The following is a 15,613-nucleotide window of genomic DNA, read 5'->3' as shown; positions in this document are numbered from 1 at the left end:
AAGGCAGGATCCGGTGCGGCCGGCGGCTCAGCGCCGGGCCGCGAGCGGGACCACGTTGTGCAACGTTTTGTCTGCCGTTTCAAGGAAGCGGCGGATGTTGCGCGCGGCCTGCCGGATGCGCTGCTCATTCTCCACAAGGGCGATACGCACATAGTCGTCGCCGTACTCGCCGAAGCCGATGCCCGGCGCAACCGCGACATCAGCCTTCTCGACGAGCAGCTTGGAGAACTCAAGGCTGCCGAGGCTGCGGAATTGCTCCGGAATCGGCACCCAGGCGAACATCGAGGCGCGCGGCACGGGAATGGGCCAGCCCGCCCGGCCAAAGGATTCGACCAGCGCGTCACGGCGCCGGCGATAGGTGTCGCGCATCTCGACGATGCAGTCGTCCGGCCCGTTAAGGGCCGCCGTCGCGGCCACCTGCACGGGGGTGTAGGCACCATAGTCGAGATAGGACTTCACACGCGCAAGCGCCGCCAGCAGCCGCTCGTTGCCCACCGCGAAGCCGATGCGCCAGCCGGCCATGGAATAGGTCTTCGACATCGAGGTGAACTCGACCGTCACATCCATGGCGCCGGGCACCTGCAGCACCGACGGCGGCGGCTCCCCGTCGAAATAGACCTCGGCATAGGCGAGATCCGACAGGACAATGAGCTCGTGCTTCTTCGCGAAGGCCACGAGGTCCTTGTAGAAGTCGAGCGACGCCACATAGGCCGTCGGGTTCGACGGATAGCAGACGACGACCGCGATGGGCTTGGGGATGGAGTGGACCACCGCGCGCTCCAGCGCGGGGAAGAAGGCCGGCGTCGGCTCCGCCGGGACGGACCTGATCACGCCGCCGGCCATCAGGAAGCCGAAGGCATGGATCGGATAGCTCGGGTTGGGAACGAGCACGACATCGCCGGGCCCGGTGATGGCCTGCGCCATGTTGGCGAAGCCCTCCTTCGAGCCGAGCGTGGCGACGACCTGGGTTTCCGGGTCGAGCTTCACGCCGAAGCGGCGCTCATAATAGCCCGCCTGCGCACGGCGCAGCCCGCTGATCCCCTTGGAGGCGGAGTAACGGTCGGTACGCGGCTTGCCGGCGGTCTCAACCAGTTTTTCGATGACATGACGCGGCGCCGGCAGATCGGGATTGCCCATGCCCAGGTCGATGATGTCGGCCCCGTTAGCTCGGGCAGCGGCCTTGATCCGGTTCACCTGCTCGAAGACATAAGGCGGCAGACGCTTGATGCGGTGAAAATCGGTCATGGCTACTCAAGTCCCTGAATCGGGCCACGCGTCTCGATCCTTCCGGCGCGGCAGCCCTGATTTAGCACCCGGCTTGCCAAAGGCGGAACGTTTTTTCGCGCCTGCGGCAAGACAGCCGCCTCATTGCGCTCCCTGCGCCGGCGCGGACGACAGGGACCTCGCCTCGGCCGCGGCGGCCTCGTTTGCCCGTCGCCGTGCTTCCAACTCCTGCTTGAGCTGCTCCGTCCCCTTGGCGTCGCGCGGCCGCGTGGCACGTTCCGGTGGCTGCACGCCGATGGGCATGTAGTCAAGGTTCTCGGGCCGCGACTGGGTGACGAACTCGGCCGCCTGGGGCGTCTCGGCGCGAAGCCCGGTGGCGACGGCGATGCTCCGCACAGCCTCGCCACCGCTCGTGCAGGCTGCCAGGGCAAGCGTTAGCAGCGCAGGCAGGAGACGGCACGCGCGGCTCCGCTCAATGCTTCGCAGCGAACGTCTCCTCATTATGAACTCTTGTGAAAGGACCATCTGCAACAAGTCTCTCATACGATGTGCGCTGTTGAGGCCGGCATTGATGCCCGTCAATGATGCCCATGTCACGGATTGTCGGTTAATATGAGCGAAAAGGGAACGGATCGAGATGCCGTCGACGACAGAGGCGGAGGGCGCATGACTGATCAGGCCGACCGGCGCCCCGATGCGCCGATGCCGGATTTCGAGGCCCTGTCGCGCAACATGGCCCGGTTCGTCGAGGAGGCCGGCCGGGTGGCGGTAGCCTATCTCAAGCCTTTCGAGGAAGGCCGCGCCAAGGGCGGAGCGGCCGACGAGGTCGGCGAGATCGTCAAGACGCTTGGCCACGTGGCCGAGAAGTGGATGTCCGATCCGCAGAAGGCGATCGAGGCCCAGTCCTCCCTCACCTCCCGCTTCATCGAGCTGTGGGCAGCGACGCTCAAGCGCATGCAGGGCGAACAAGCCGAGCCGGTGATCAAACCCGATCCGAAGGACCGGCGCTTCGCCGACCCAGAGTGGGACGAAAACCCGCTCTTCGACTTCATCAAGCAGGCCTACCTGCTGACGGTCGACTGGGCAGACCGGCTTGCGTCCCAGGCCGAGGGGCTCGACGAGCACACCCGCCACAAGGCGCAGTTCTACGTGCGCCAGATCGCCAGCGCGCTCGCGCCGTCCAATTTCATCGCCACCAACCCGGAGCTCATCCGCACTACCCTGCGCGAGAACGGCGCCAACCTGGTGCGCGGCATGCAGATGCTGGCCGAGGACATCGAGGCCGGCGGCGGGCAACTCAAGGTGCGCCAGTCTGACCCGACCAAGTTCGAGGTGGGTGTCAATCTGGCCAACACGCCCGGCAAGGTCATCTTCCGCAACGATCTCATCGAGCTGCTCCAGTACAGCCCGACGACCGAGAAGGTGCTGCGGCGGCCGCTCCTCATCGTGCCGCCGTGGATCAACAAGTACTACATCCTCGATCTCACGCCGGACAAATCCTTCATCCGCTGGGCGGTGGACCAGGGCCTGACGGTGTTCTGCATCTCCTGGGTCAATCCCGACGAACGGTTGGCCGGGAAAAGCTTCGAGGACTACATGCGCGAGGGCATCTTTGCCGCCCTTGACGCCATCACCCGCAACACGGGCGAGGAGGAGGTGTCCGCCGTTGGCTACTGCGTGGGCGGCACGCTGCTGGCGGCCACGCTCGCCTATATGGCCGCAAACGGCGACGAGCGCATCGCGTCCGCCACCTTCCTCACCACGCAGGTGGACTTCACCCACGCAGGCGACCTCAAGGTCTTCGTCGACGAGGAGCAGATCAGGGCCATCGAAGAAGAGATGGCGAAGCGCGGCTATCTGGAAGGCTCGCGCATGGCCGCCGCCTTCAACATGCTGCGGCCGAACGACCTCATCTGGCCCTACGTGGTCAACAACTACGTGCGCGGCATCTCGCCGATGCCGTTTGACCTGCTCTACTGGAACTCCGATTCGACCCGGATGCCGGCGGCCAACCACTCGTTCTACATGCGCGAGTGCTACCTGAAGAATAATCTCGCCAGGGGCCGCATGACCTTCGGCAACACGCGGCTGGAACTGCCGGATGTCACCATCCCGACCTATCATCTGGCCACGCGCGAGGATCACATCGCCCCCGCCCGCTCGGTGTTTCTCGGCTCGCAGCTCTTCGGCGGGCGCATCCGCTTCGTGCTCGCAGGCTCGGGCCACATCGCCGGCGTCATCAACCCGCCGGCCAAATCCAAGTACCAGCACTGGGTCAATGGCAAGCCGCGCGGCGAGCTGGAGGACTGGCTGAAGGAGGCGCAGGAAGTGCCCGGCTCATGGTGGCCGGACTGGATCGACTGGATCGCCGCCCAGAACCCGGAGCGGGTCAAGGCGCGCGACCCGGCTGCGGGGCCACTCGAGCCCCTGTGCGACGCCCCCGGCACCTATGTGAAGATGCGCGCCTGAAACGGAACACCCACGCAAGAGGCCGGCGGTCATCCCGCCGGCCTTTGAGTTCCGGAAACTGCGACCGCCCCGGCCGGCCGCGGAAGGGCAAGGTCAGTACTTGCGCACGACGGGCGCCGGGATCGGTCGCTCCGGCTTGTCCCACCGGTATTTGAGCGCCACGGAGACGATGTCGACCGTCGGCTTCGACTCGGCGACGAAGGGCAGCGCCGAGAACTGTGGATTGCCGGGCACGAGGCGGATGTCCGTGTCCTTGACGAAGATGTGGGTGTAGCCGATGTCGAAGGACAGCTGATCATTCCACTGATACGTGGCACCGATCGACGCCCAGAAGCGGTCGTTGTCGGGGATGCGAACGTCGCGCGTGCGGTCGGTGATGGGTGACCATTCGTAGCCGAGGCCGGCGCGCAGCGCGAGCTGCTCGTTGACCTGGTATTCCGCACCGACGGAAGCGAACCAACCGTCCCGGTAGCTGAAGGGCAGTGCCGTCACCGCCAGACCGGTGGCCGCGCTGGTGACAGGCACGACGTTGAGCCTGCTCCAGTTGGTCCACTCGACGCCCGCCATCACCTTCCACTGCGGCGACAGGCGCTGCGAGATGCCGACGGAGACCACCTCGGGCAGATTCACGTTGGCCTTGACCGGAAGGATCGTCCCCGGCCCCAGGATGAGATTGCCCTCGAGCTGGTGGCGGATCGACGAACGAAAGCCAAGGCCGATCTCGGTGCCCTCGAACGGTGTCAGCGTGAGACCGAGCGTGTAGCCGACGCCATAGGCGTCCCCCTCCAGAATGGCGCCGGCGCCAGCGGCGAGACGCCAAGGGCGCGCTTCAGTGTCACGTCGAAATACTGGACCTGCAGCCCGACACCGATCGACAGCCAGTCGGTGACCTTGTAGCCGATGGTCGGCGTGACGTTGACGGAGAACGCCTTCGACGAGCGCCCGTAGGTCTGGCCCGCCCAGTTCTGCTCGGCCTTGGTGATGAAGCCGAAGGGCGAGTTCACCGACACGCCGAGCCAGAGACGGTCGGTCACCTGATAGCCCGCATAGGCGGCGGGCACGAAGGCTGTCTGGCCGATATTGCCTGAGCCGACGGGCGTGCCGCCGAGGGCCCCGACAAGGCCGAGCGTCGGCAGGTCCGGATTGATCTTCGCTTCCGGGAAGATGACCGTCGCATGCCCTTCGAAACGGAAGCCCGGGCTCATGGTGATCGTGGCCGGGTTCCAGAACATCGAGGAGAGGCCAGCCGAGCCCGCCGCGACACCGGCGAACGAGGCGCCCTGCCCCGTTGCGCTCTGCTCCCTTATGGCAAAGGAGCCCGCGTGGGCATCGGTGCCAGCAACGATCAATGAAACTGAACCAACCGCCACCCACGCAAGAAATTTATGATAATCCCTCATGGATGTTCCCCCGACCAATAACTTCAACTGAGGCGTCGGTTACTTTGCGGAGCGCCCTTGAGTCGCATGCTGCCAAGGCAAAGTGGAACAATCAATGTGTTGGCATACATATGAATATACAAATGTACCGCTGACATTTCAGCGAAAACAGCAACGAAAACTCACCAAAACAGGCTGGTTGCTGCACCGCACAACATCAATCCAGTTTCGATAATGACAGTTTATATCGAAACCATGTCGGTTTTTCCATCTGCCCACAGATCCTTCTCGTGAGCGGAAAAAGCCGGCGACTGGCGACTTTTCGCGAGATGTGACATTGGTGCAACAGGCTCCGGTTTAGTGCTGCGCGCACCGGCTCTGCGCCGATCCGGCTTGCAGTCCTCGGCACACGGCAGCACACTCCGCCGCTCTTGAAACGTTTCAATCGGAGGATACCCCATGAAGTTGGTGCGCTACGGCAATCCGGGCGCGGAAAAGCCGGGCATCGTCGACGCCGAGGGCACGATCCGCGACATCTCCGGAATCGTTCCCGATCTCGCCGGCAAGGCGCTCACCAAGGCCTCGCTCGCGCGCATCGCCGCCGTCGATCCGAAGACCCTTCCCGCCGTGCCGGCCGGCACGCGCCTCGGCCCCTGCGTCGGCAACGTGCGCAACTTCATCGCGGTGGGCCTGAACTACGCTGATCACGCGGCCGAGACGAATTCGCCGATCCCGAGCGAGCCGATTCTCTTCAACAAGGCCCCTTCCTGCATCGTCGGCCCCAACGACGACATCGTCGTGCCGCGCGGCTCGGAGAAGACCGACTGGGAGGTCGAGCTCGCCGTTGTCATCGGCGAGGAAGCCTCCTATGTCGAGGAGAAGGACGCGCTGAACTACGTCGCCGGCTACTGCGTCTGCAACGACGTTTCCGAGCGCGCCTACCAGCTCGAACGCGGCGGGCAGTGGGCCAAGGGCAAGGGCTGCCCGACCTTCGGCCCCCTCGGCCCCTGGCTCGTCACGACGGACGAGATCAAGGACGTGCAGAACCTGTCCATGTGGCTCGACGTGAACGGCGAGCGCATGCAGGACGGCTCGACGAAGACCATGATCTTCTCTGTCCCCTACCTCGTTTCCTACATCTCGCAGTTCATGAAGCTCGAGCCGGGCGACGTCATCACGACCGGCACGCCTCCCGGCGTCGGCATGGGCATGAAGCCGCCGCGCTTCCTCAAGGGTGGCGAGGTCGTCGAGCTGGGCATCGAGGGTCTCGGCACGCAGCGGCAGCAGGTGCGCGCCTATCCGGGCTGAACCTCGGCCAAGTTTGCGCTTCAAGGGCGGGCACTTGCCCGCCCTTTTTCTTGCGTTGAGCGAAGGTCAGACGCCGAGCATCAGGCGGATGTTCTGCACCGCTGCCCCCGAGGCGCCCTTGCCGAGATTGTCGAGCCGGGCGACGAGCACCGCCTGCCGCCGCGCCTCATTGGCATAGACCCTCAGCTCCAGCCGGTCGGTGTCGTTGAGGGCCTCTGCCTCCAGCCTGCCGGCCGTCACGCTCGCGTCGTCCTGCGGCACGACGGAGACCAGCTCGCTCACCGCATAGCGGGCGGCGAGCACCGCCTGCAGGTCGGCCCCCGTCGGCTTGTCTGGCAGGGTATCGAGATGCAGCGGGATCGACACCAGCATGCCCTGGCGGAAGTTGCCGACCGACGGCACAAAAATCGGCCGGCGCGTGAGGCCGCAGTAGGCCTGCAACTCAGGCAGGTGCTTGTGCTCGAGGCCGAGGCCGTAGAGTTCGAAGGAAGGCGCAGTGCCCGCCTCGTAGGCCTCGATCATCGTGCGCCCGCCACCGGAATAGCCGCTGACCGCGTTGATGGTGACGGGATAGTCCGCGGGCACGAGGCCGGCGTCGACGAGCGGCCTCAGCAGCGCGATGGCACCCGTCGGATAGCAGCCGGGGTTGGCCACGCGCCGGGCCTTGGCGATGGCTCCACCCTGCCCCGGCGCCATCTCGGCAAAGCCGTAGACCCAGCCCGGCGCGACCCGGTGGGCGGTGCTCGCGTCGAGCACGCGCGGGCCCGCCTCGCCCAGCGCGTCGACGAGCGCCACCGTCTCCTTGGCGGCTGCGTCCGGCAGGCAGAGGACGACAAGGTCGACCTCGGCGAGCAGCTTCTTCTTCGCCTCCACGTCCTTGCGCAGCTCGGGCGCAATGGACCTCAGCTCGATCTGCGGCAGCGCCGCAAGGCGCTCACGGATGCCAAGCCCCGTGGTGCCGGCCTCGCCGTCGATGAAGACGCGTGGCGCCCGCGCGCCGGAAGAGCTGGACCGCGCGGGGTTGAGAAGCGAGGTGTCGTTCATGACGGCTCCTGACGATTGTCCGGGCGATGGCGTTCACGCGCGCCGGTGGTAGCAGAGGATGGGGACAAAATTGCATCAAAAAAGCCGCGCTGCGGGGCGCGGCTCGGATCACGACAGGCGAGGTCGCATCATCGCACGCGCGCAGGGGCAGCGCGGCGGCGTCGGTTCAGCGTGCTGTAAGCAGCGATGATCATGGACGCCGTTATCCGGGAAAGCGGCTGCCGTGTCAATGAATCCCGCACCCTCACCCCCGCGTCCGCTCGGCGAGGATCTGCAGGTAGTGCTGCACCACCGTGGCCCCGGCGATGGCGGTGATGTCGGCATGGTCATAGGCCGGCGCCACTTCCACGATATCCATGCCGCGCCAGTCGATGTCCCGCAGGCTCCACAGTACCATCAGCGCCTCGGCGCTGGAGAGGCCACCGGCCACCGGCGTGCCCGTGCCCGGCGCAAAGGCGGGGTCGAGCGCATCGATGTCGAACGACAGATAGGCCGGCGCATCACCCACCCGCTCGCGGATGCGCTGGGCGATGCCGGCAACGCCCAGCCCGCGCGCCTCGTAGGCATCGACGATAGCGATGCCGAAATCGTCCGGCGCCACGGTGCGGATGCCGATCTGGATGGAGCGCGAGCAGTCGATGAGCCCTTCCATCTCGGCGCGCGTGACGAAGGTGCCGTGCGAGATCCCCTCCGCGTCATCCTCCCACGTGTCCTGATGGGCGTCGAACTGCACCAGCGCCAGCGGCCCGTGCTCTGCCACATGCGCGCGCAGGAGCGGCAGGGTGATGGAATGGTCGCCGCCGAGCGTCACCAGATGGCAGCCTGCGGCGATGATCTCCGCCGCCTGCGCCTCGATGAGGCCATGCACCTGGTCGAGCCGGCGATAGTCGAAGGAGCAGTCGCCCCAGTCGATCACCGTGAGCGCCTCGAAGGGGTCGAGCCCCGACGGGAACTGCGGATCGCCGTCGAAGATAGCCGAGGCGCGGCGCAGGGCCTGCGGCCCAAAACGCGCTCCCGGCCGATTGGACGTCGCGCAGTCGAACGGCACGCCCCAGACGACGACATCCGCCACTGAGAGATCACGGCTGTAGCGCCGCCGCATGAAGGACAGCGCCCCCGAATAGGTCGGCTCCAGCGAGCCACCCTCGAGCGGGCCAAGAAAGGCGTTGTCCGTCGGGCGCGGACGGATCGAATCGTTGCGGCTCACAGCGTCTCCTCGCAGCGTCCTTCCGCAGGATAGCCGGCGCCGACGGCTCTTCAAGCGCGGACCCGGCGGCGAATGCCTCACATCAGGGCGCGGCGCCATTGGCAGGGCGACACAGCGGGGCTATGGGCGGGCGATGATGCGTTCATGTCCCCTCTCCCGCCGCACCTTCATCGGCAGCCTCGCCACCGTCCTCGCCCTTCCGGCACGGCCGGCGCAGGCCACTCCTGCGCTGCGCCAGAGCTCCAGTCAGTTCGTGTGGCTCGAGCCGCGCCGGCAAATGCCGGCGCTCACCCTCACCGACGTCCGGGGGCGTCGCCACCGGCTCGCACCGGACGGACGAGTCCATGTCCTCAATTTCTGGGCGAGCTGGTGCCCGCCGTGCCGGGAGGAGATGCCGCGCCTGGAGGCCTTCGCGCGAAGACGCGATGCCCGCCGCATCAACGTCGCTGCCATCTCCTTCGACAGGGACGGCGCGAGCGCCGTCGCGCCTTTCCTCAAGCGCTACGGCATCGAAAAGCTGCCGGTCTTCATCGATCCCGAGGGAGACGTCGCCTATTCCGACGCCGGCAACCGCAAGGGCGCCCCCTTCGCCCTCTACGGTATGCCCATCACCTATGTCGTCGACCGGCAAGGGGACATCGTCGGCTACATCTCGGGCGCGGTGGACTGGCTGCAGCCGGAGGCCGAGGCATTCCTCGCCGCCTTCACGGCCTGACCTTTCGCCGCTAGACCGTCGGCAGCACCGTGAAGCCCTCTGCGGCGCCTGCGGGCACGAGCGCGCTCTCCGTTTCGTCGCAGCGCTCGACAGCCTCGACTCTCGCGCCGGACGGCCCGGTGCCACAGGCAACGAGCATCGCCTCCACCGCTCCCGCCGGCCCGGCGAGGACAACCTCGACAAAACCCTCGCGCCGGTTGCGCACCCAGCCGGCGAGCCCCCGCGCCTGCGCCTCGCGCTGCGTCCAGGCCCGGTAGCCGACACCCTGCACGCGGCCCCTGATGAAGGCACGGACGATGATGCGGGAAGTCATGGCTCAACTCGACAAAGGCTCGCGGCAGCCTAGCACGAGGACGCTGCCGCGGAAGCCCCGTCGCCTGACTGCCTCACCGGCGCAGCTCAGGCAAACTCCAGGATCACCGCGTCCACCGCGAGGCTGTCGCCCTCCTTGGCGTGGATTTTCGACACCATGCCGTCGCGCTCGGCCTTCAGCACGTTCTCCATCTTCATCGCCTCAACGATGGCGAGCGTCTCGCCAGCCTTCACTTCCTGGCCTTCGGCGACAGCGATGGCCTTCACAAGGCCGGGCATGGGGCACAGCAGCTGCTTCGACGTGTCGGCAGCGACCTTCTCCGGCATCAAGGCGGCAAGCTCGGCCTCGCGCCGGGTGTAGACGCGCGCCTCCGCGGCTGTTCCGGCGTGGGCAAGCGCCACCCCGTTGAGGATCGGCCGCACCTGCACTGCGATCGTCTTGCCGTCGACCCGGCCCTGCCACACCGGCTGGCCCGGCCGCCAGGATGATTCGACCGAGACCCTGCGCCCGTCTGCGAAGACGAGAGCGAGATGCCCGTCGCTGTCGTCGACAGTGATCTCTAAGGCCTCGCGGCCCAACATCACCACCCGCTCGCGCTCGAATCGGACGGGCCGCGCCGAGCGCATCTGGCCCGAGATCCGCCGCTTGCGCTCGTTGAGCAGATGGTCGACGGCCGCCGCCACCGCCGCGAGGCGTATCGCGACTTCCCCCTCCGGCTTCGGCATGGCGAAACCGTCGGGGAACTCCTCGGCGATGAAGCCGGTCGAGAGGCGCCCTTCCTGCCAGCGCGGATGGGCCATCAGCGCCGAGAGGAAGGGGATGTTGTGGCGGATTCCGTCGATGGCGAAGGCATCGAGCGCCCTCTGCTGGGCCTCGATGGCAGCCGCGCGGGTTGGCGCGTGCGTGATGAGCTTCGCGATCATCGGGTCGTAGTAGATGGAGATCTCGCCCCCTTCCACAACGCCGGAGTCGTTGCGCACCCGGGCCCCGTCGTCCTCGCCCTCGGCCGGCGGGCGGTAGGTGACGAGCCTGCCGGTCGAGGGCAGGAAGCCGCGTGTCGGATCCTCGGCATAGATGCGGCTCTCGATGGCCCAGCCGTCGAGCCGGATGTCATCCTGCGTAAAGCGCAGCTTCTCCCCGGCGGCGATGCGGATCATCTCCTCTACGAGGTCGATGCCGGTGATCATCTCCGTCACCGGATGCTCCACCTGCAGGCGGGTGTTCATCTCGAGGAAGTAGAAGGAGCGGTCTTGCCCCGCCACGAACTCGACGGTGCCGGCCGAATCGTAGTTCACGGCCTTCGCAAGCGCCACCGCCTGCTCGCCCATCTTCCTGCGCGTCGCCTCGTCGAGCAGAGGCGATGGCGCCTCCTCGATGACTTTCTGGTTGCGGCGCTGGATCGAGCATTCGCGCTCGCCGAGATAGACCACGTTGCCGTGCTTGTCGCCTATGACCTGGATCTCGATGTGGCGCGGATCGGTGATGAACTTTTCCACGAACACACGGTCGTCGCCGAAGGACGAGGCCGCCTCGGAGCGGGCGCGGGCGAAGCCCTCCGCCACCTCGGCAGCGGAATAGGCGATGCGCATGCCCTTGCCGCCTCCGCCCGCCGAAGCCTTGATCATTACCGGATAGCCGATCTCGTCAGCGATCCTCACCGCCTGCTCGGGGCTCTCGATGACGCCGAGGAAGCCCGGAACGGTCGAGACCTTGGCGGCATTGGCGAACTTTTTCGATTCGATCTTGTCGCCCATGGCCTCGATGGCCTTGGGGTTCGGCCCGATGAAGACGATCCCCGCGGCTGCCAGCGCCTCGGCGAAGGCCGCGCGCTCGGAGAGGAAGCCGTAGCCGGGATGCACCGCCTCCGCCCCCGTCTGCAGGCAGGCCTCGATGATCTTCTCGATGACGAGATAGGACTGGGCGGCAGGCGCCGGGCCGACGAAGACGGCTTCGTCCGCCATCTCGACGTGAAGGGCGTCCCTGTCCGCCTCGGAGAATACCGCCACGGTCCTGATGCCCATGCGACGCGCCGTCTTGATGATCCGGCAGGCGATCTCGCCGCGGTTGGCAATCAGGATCTTCGAGAACATAGGCGCTTCCCCGCTGACCGTTTCCCCCTCACGCTTCTAGACGAGAGCGCAGGGGGGGACAATTGCGGCGAAAGGTGGATGTTCATCCGGGCATTTGCGCAGAGGCGGCCAGAAGCCCCGCGGCAAGTGCCGCGAGCCCGACGAGGGACACGAGGCTGAAGCGGGCGGCATAGGCCGTTCCGCCGAGCGTGGCGGCATAGATGCATTTCGCAACCGTGTTGCTGCCCGTGGCAATGGCGATGGCCGCGGCGCCAGCGTCAAGGGTGAGCCTGTCAGGCACGAGGCTGGAGACGGCGAGCGACACCGCATCGACATCAGCAAGGCCGGAGACGGCGGCGACGGCGTAGACGCCCACGGCGCCGAGATGCTCACCCGCGAGATCCCCGACCACCCTCACAATGGCGAGAAGCGCGGCGAGCTTCAGCACCTCGACGAGCTCGAACGGGCTGCCACCCTCGGGAACGGCCGATGGCCCCGTCGCCTCGTCCCGCCGCGCGAGCAGCCACGCCCCGAATGCGAGCGTGGCCGCCGCAAGCCCCAGGCCTGGCACCAGCAGCCGGCCTAGCTGCGGCGCAGCGGCCGTCACGATGACGGCAGTGCGGAGGAACGACACCGCCCCCGCCGCCAGCGCCCCGGCGGCGAGCGGCAACGCCGGTTCTCCCGCGCGGGCCAGCCGGGCGTTGGCCAGCGCCACCGCTGTGGAAGACACCAGCCCGCCCGTGGCCCCCGCGACGAGGCGGCCGTGCCGGGTGCCGAACAGCTGCTCCGCCACGTAGCCGAGGAAGGAGACACCGGCGAGGATGATGGCGAGCAGCCACACACGCGCCGGGTTGAGCCCCATGAGCTGCGGCAGCGGCTCGTCGGGAATGAGCGGCAGCGCCACGAAGGTCATGGCCGCGAGGACGATCGCCGAGCGCAGCTCGCTCCAGCGCATGCGCCGCAGCAGTGTGTGAAGCACCTCGCGGCTCGCCAGCAGCGCCGTCATCACGACGGCGGCTGCCCCAGCGAATGATGGCTCACCGAGAACGGCGAGCGCTCCCAGCACGAAAGTCACCTGCCCGACGACGACGCCCGTGACGCTGAAGTTGTCGTCGGCCTCGGCCTCACGCCGCTTGAACGTGATGAGCGCGGCCGAGAGGACGGCGAGCGCGCTGACAACCACGATGGCCGCCACGGGTTCGTTCTGCGGTGCCAGCGCCTGCGCCATGGCGGCCGTGATGCCGCCGAAGAAGCCGAACAGCGCATGAGTGCGCACGCCCGCGGTGCGGCTGCCAGCCGGCGCGTCGCGCTCGCGCCAGTGCCGCTCGACGCCAACGAGAAGGCCCACGGCGAGGGACACCGCGAGCCTGTAGAAGAGATCGTGCAGGTCCATGCGCAGACTGCGTCATTACCCGCATGGATTGTAAAGACAAATGTTGCGCACGCGCCTCAGGCTGCGGCGAAGCGGCGCGGCATGGGCCTGGCCGGCTCGCCCAGCGCCCGGCGCAGGCGGTTGCCCTGGCCACGCAGCAGGAAGGCGAGCAGCACCTCGTCCACCTGCTGGGCCTCGCGCACGATTTCCATCCCGACGCGCAGGGCGTTGACGGTGGGCCCGCCGCCGGCGCCAAGGGAAGTGACGAGCCAGTGAGCATCCTCGCCGCGCACGATGCCCGTGGGGCGCTCGCCCCACACCACGAAATCGACGAGCATCGCCACGAGGCAATCGGCGAAGGACGCGTCCTGGTGCTTCACGGCACGGTCGAGCGCGATGAGCACATCGGCTTCCTCACGGCACGTGATGCCATCCGGCAAGATATCACGCTGGAGATGCGCCACATCCTTTGCAGTAATGCACTGACGATCGAGAATCTCGTCGACGAAACGGAAGAAGTTCTTGTTGGTCATTGTTCGACGCCTCCCCGGCATTATTTGCGCCGGTGTGATTGCTTCCTGTCGCGAACGATCCTGCGCCCAACCACTCGCCAAGTTCTTAACGGCCAATCGTGAATCTTCGTTCAGGTTAAGCGTTGTTGACGGGGCGTGGTTGACGGACCATCACCATCGCCGGCGCAACTTTCGCCATCATGAGGGCGACCTCTGCTTGTAGAGGTGCAAAAGCGGTTTGCGCGACTGGGAATATGCGCCGCCATCGCCATCTGGCAGCAAGATCGGCAACAGGCGCCAGGGAGCAGAGCCATGGCACGTTCGGCAGGCATCCACCACGTCACCGCGATCGCCAGCGATCCGCGGCGCAACCTCGACTTCTACACGCGGGTCATCGGGCTGCGCTTCGTCAAAAAGACGGTAAACTTCGACGACCCCAGCACCTACCACTTCTATTTCGGTGACGAGGTGGGCTCCCCCGGGACCATTCTCACCTTCTTCCCCTGGTCGCACGTGGCACCGGGGCGGCCCGGCGTCGGCCAGACGCTGGAAGTCGCCTTTCGCGTGCCGGAGGAGGCGCTCGGCTTCTGGATGGAGCGCTTCGTGTCCCATGGCGTCACCCACGAGGCCCCGACGCGGCGTTTCGAACGCACGGTCCTTCCCTTTCGCGATCCGGACGGCACGCGCCTTGCGCTCGTCGGCACGTCCGGCCTCGCCGGCTCGCATGCCTGGACGACGGCGGATGTCCCGGCCGAGGCCGCCGTACGCGGCTTTGCCGGCGTGACATTGCTTGTCGACAGGCCAGAGCCGACGGCCGCGGTCCTCACCCAGGTCTTCGGCTTCGTGCAGGGAGCCCGCACGGAGAACATCATCCGCTACCGCGGCGAGGCCGACGTCGGCGCCTATGTGGACCTCAGAATTGCCGGCGGCTTCCTGCCCGGCACGCTGGGCGCGGGATCGGTGCATCACATCGCCTTCCGCGCCGCGAGCGATGCGGACCAGGCAGCAATGGCGAAGGCGCTGCGCGAGAAGTTCGGCATCGCGACGACGGAGCAGAAGGAGCGCAACTATTTCCGCTCCATCTACTTCCGCGAGCCCGGCGGCGTGATTTTCGAGATCGCCACCGACGACCCAGGCTTCGCCATCGACGAGCCGCGCGATGCGCTCGGCACGTCGCTCAAGCTGCCGCCCTTCTACGAGAAGGACCGGGAGCGGATCGAAGCCGCCCTGCCCCTGCTCGACTGAGCAGGTTTCTCAACCCCGTGAGCCGTGCCCGCCCCCCTCGGGCACGGCAGGACATGTGCAATGGCCGATTTCATCCACCATTACGAGGCTGGCAGCGACCAGCGCCGTCCCCTTCTCCTTCTGCACGGCACCGGCGGCGACGAGCACGATCTCGTGCCGCTGGGGCGCAGGCTGGCTCCGGAGGCGGCGCTTCTTTCCCCGCGCGGCAAGGTGCTGGAGAACGGCATGCCCCGCTTCTTCCGCCGCTTCGGCGAAGGCCGGTTCGACGTGGAGGACATCAAGCTGCGCGCGGCCGAGCTGGCCGCCTTCGTCGACGAAGCGCGCGAGCGCTACGGCATAGCGCAGCCGCTGGCCCTCGGCTTCTCGAACGGCGCGAACATCGCCGCGGCGATGATGCTGCTCGCACCGCAGACGCTCGCCGGCGCCGTTCTTCTGAGGGCCATGACGCCGCTCGTTCCGGACGAGCTGCCGGACCTCGGCGGCAAGCCCGTGCTGATCCTGTCCGGCTCGGCCGATCCGATGATTCCCGCGGAGGACGCCACCCGACTCGCGGGCCTGCTGCGCGGGGCCGGCGCCACCGTGCGGCACGAAGTACTGCCGGCAGGACACAGCCTGACGCGGGCCGATCTCGACATCGCTACAGACTGGCTGGCGCAGGCCGGCTGACAGCCCCACTCGGGCCGGCCTCCGCATCTTCTGCAGGGCTCGCCCGGCAGCTCCGCCCCGCAGTCGCTTGCCAAGCGCCGTCGGGGGTCC

Annotated in this window: 15 protein-coding genes; 5 read left to right on the top strand and 10 right to left on the bottom strand. The window is 67.1% G+C overall.

The genetic code is table 11. The features are described from left to right. Positions 1 to 27: 27 nt before the first annotated feature. Both HNQ73_RS01245 and HNQ73_RS01240 read right to left on the bottom strand, forming a co-directional pair. Entirely contained in the window at positions 28 to 1,245 is a 1,218-nt protein-coding gene (locus HNQ73_RS01245; RefSeq protein WP_183331460.1) for an LL-diaminopimelate aminotransferase, read from the bottom strand. Positions 1,246 to 1,365: 120 nt separating this feature from the next. Then, on the bottom strand, positions 1,366 to 1,620 hold the full coding sequence (locus HNQ73_RS01240) for a hypothetical protein (RefSeq protein WP_183331458.1): 255 nt from the start codon (positions 1,618 to 1,620) through the stop codon (positions 1,366 to 1,368). A 270-nt stretch (positions 1,621 to 1,890) separates the two neighbouring features. On the opposite strand from HNQ73_RS01240, the gene HNQ73_RS01235 reads away from it, so the two are divergent. Continuing rightward, on the top strand, positions 1,891 to 3,693 hold the full coding sequence (locus tag HNQ73_RS01235; protein WP_183331456.1) for a PHA/PHB synthase family protein: 1,803 nt from the start codon (positions 1,891 to 1,893) through the stop codon (positions 3,691 to 3,693). A 93-nt stretch (positions 3,694 to 3,786) separates the two neighbouring features. On the opposite strand, the gene HNQ73_RS18045 is transcribed toward HNQ73_RS01235, so the two are convergent. Together HNQ73_RS18045 and HNQ73_RS18040 are read right to left on the bottom strand one after the other, a co-directional pair. After that, complete coding sequence (locus HNQ73_RS18045) at positions 3,787 to 4,437, bottom strand: OmpP1/FadL family transporter (protein ID WP_276514653.1); 651 nt, start codon at positions 4,435 to 4,437, stop codon at positions 3,787 to 3,789. Then, the gene (locus tag HNQ73_RS18040; RefSeq protein ID WP_276513661.1) at positions 4,434 to 5,042 is read right to left on the bottom strand and encodes an OmpP1/FadL family transporter; all 609 of its coding nucleotides are present in this window, start codon (positions 5,040 to 5,042) and stop codon (positions 4,434 to 4,436) included. Before HNQ73_RS18040 ends, HNQ73_RS18045 begins: the two co-directional genes overlap by 4 nt. Before the next feature lie 489 nt (positions 5,043 to 5,531). Between HNQ73_RS18040 and HNQ73_RS01225 the strand changes: the two genes are divergently transcribed. After that, complete coding sequence (locus HNQ73_RS01225; RefSeq protein ID WP_183331454.1) at positions 5,532 to 6,380, top strand: fumarylacetoacetate hydrolase family protein; 849 nt, start codon at positions 5,532 to 5,534, stop codon at positions 6,378 to 6,380. Positions 6,381 to 6,446: 66 nt separating this feature from the next. Here HNQ73_RS01225 and argC read toward each other — a convergent pair whose 3' ends face one another. Both argC and speB read right to left on the bottom strand, forming a co-directional pair. Continuing rightward, entirely contained in the window at positions 6,447 to 7,424 is a 978-nt protein-coding gene (gene argC / locus HNQ73_RS01220; RefSeq protein ID WP_183331452.1) for an N-acetyl-gamma-glutamyl-phosphate reductase, read from the bottom strand. A gap of 244 nt (positions 7,425 to 7,668) precedes the next feature. Then, positions 7,669 to 8,631, bottom strand: a complete 963-nt coding sequence (gene speB, locus HNQ73_RS01215; protein ID WP_183331450.1) for an agmatinase — start codon at positions 8,629 to 8,631, stop codon at positions 7,669 to 7,671. 133 nt (positions 8,632 to 8,764) lie between these two features. Between speB and HNQ73_RS01210 the strand changes: the two genes are divergently transcribed. Further along, positions 8,765 to 9,346, top strand: coding sequence for a TlpA disulfide reductase family protein (locus HNQ73_RS01210; RefSeq protein ID WP_183331448.1), 582 nt, complete (start codon positions 8,765 to 8,767; stop codon positions 9,344 to 9,346). A 10-nt stretch (positions 9,347 to 9,356) separates the two neighbouring features. Here the strand turns inward: HNQ73_RS01210 and HNQ73_RS01205 are convergent, their stop codons facing one another. The 4 genes from HNQ73_RS01205 to HNQ73_RS01190 form a co-directional block, all read right to left on the bottom strand. Continuing rightward, on the bottom strand, positions 9,357 to 9,659 hold the full coding sequence (locus HNQ73_RS01205; protein ID WP_183331446.1) for an acylphosphatase: 303 nt from the start codon (positions 9,657 to 9,659) through the stop codon (positions 9,357 to 9,359). An 86-nt stretch (positions 9,660 to 9,745) separates the two neighbouring features. Continuing rightward, positions 9,746 to 11,749 (bottom strand): acetyl-CoA carboxylase biotin carboxylase subunit, encoded by a 2,004-nt coding sequence (locus HNQ73_RS01200; protein ID WP_183331445.1) that lies wholly within the window; start codon positions 11,747 to 11,749, stop codon positions 9,746 to 9,748. 82 nt (positions 11,750 to 11,831) lie between these two features. Continuing rightward, positions 11,832 to 13,121 carry an MgtC/SapB family protein gene (locus HNQ73_RS01195; protein ID WP_183331443.1) on the bottom strand — a complete coding sequence of 430 codons (1,290 nt, stop codon included), beginning with the start codon at positions 13,119 to 13,121 and terminating at the stop codon, positions 11,832 to 11,834. A 56-nt stretch (positions 13,122 to 13,177) separates the two neighbouring features. Next, the gene (locus HNQ73_RS01190; RefSeq protein ID WP_183331441.1) at positions 13,178 to 13,633 is read right to left on the bottom strand and encodes a hypothetical protein; all 456 of its coding nucleotides are present in this window, start codon (positions 13,631 to 13,633) and stop codon (positions 13,178 to 13,180) included. Between the two features lie 291 nt (positions 13,634 to 13,924). Between HNQ73_RS01190 and HNQ73_RS01185 the strand changes: the two genes are divergently transcribed. Further along, the gene (locus tag HNQ73_RS01185; RefSeq protein ID WP_183331439.1) at positions 13,925 to 14,857 is read left to right on the top strand and encodes a ring-cleaving dioxygenase; all 933 of its coding nucleotides are present in this window, start codon (positions 13,925 to 13,927) and stop codon (positions 14,855 to 14,857) included. Between the two features lie 60 nt (positions 14,858 to 14,917). Beyond that, positions 14,918 to 15,523 (top strand): alpha/beta hydrolase, encoded by a 606-nt coding sequence (locus tag HNQ73_RS01180; protein WP_183331437.1) that lies wholly within the window; start codon positions 14,918 to 14,920, stop codon positions 15,521 to 15,523. Positions 15,524 to 15,613: the final 90 nt, after the last annotated feature.

The sequence above is a fragment of the Chelatococcus composti genome (assembly GCF_014201415.1).
GTDB lineage: Bacteria > Pseudomonadota > Alphaproteobacteria > Rhizobiales > Beijerinckiaceae > Chelatococcus_A > Chelatococcus_A composti.
This window is presented reverse-complemented; position numbering and strand designations above follow the sequence as displayed.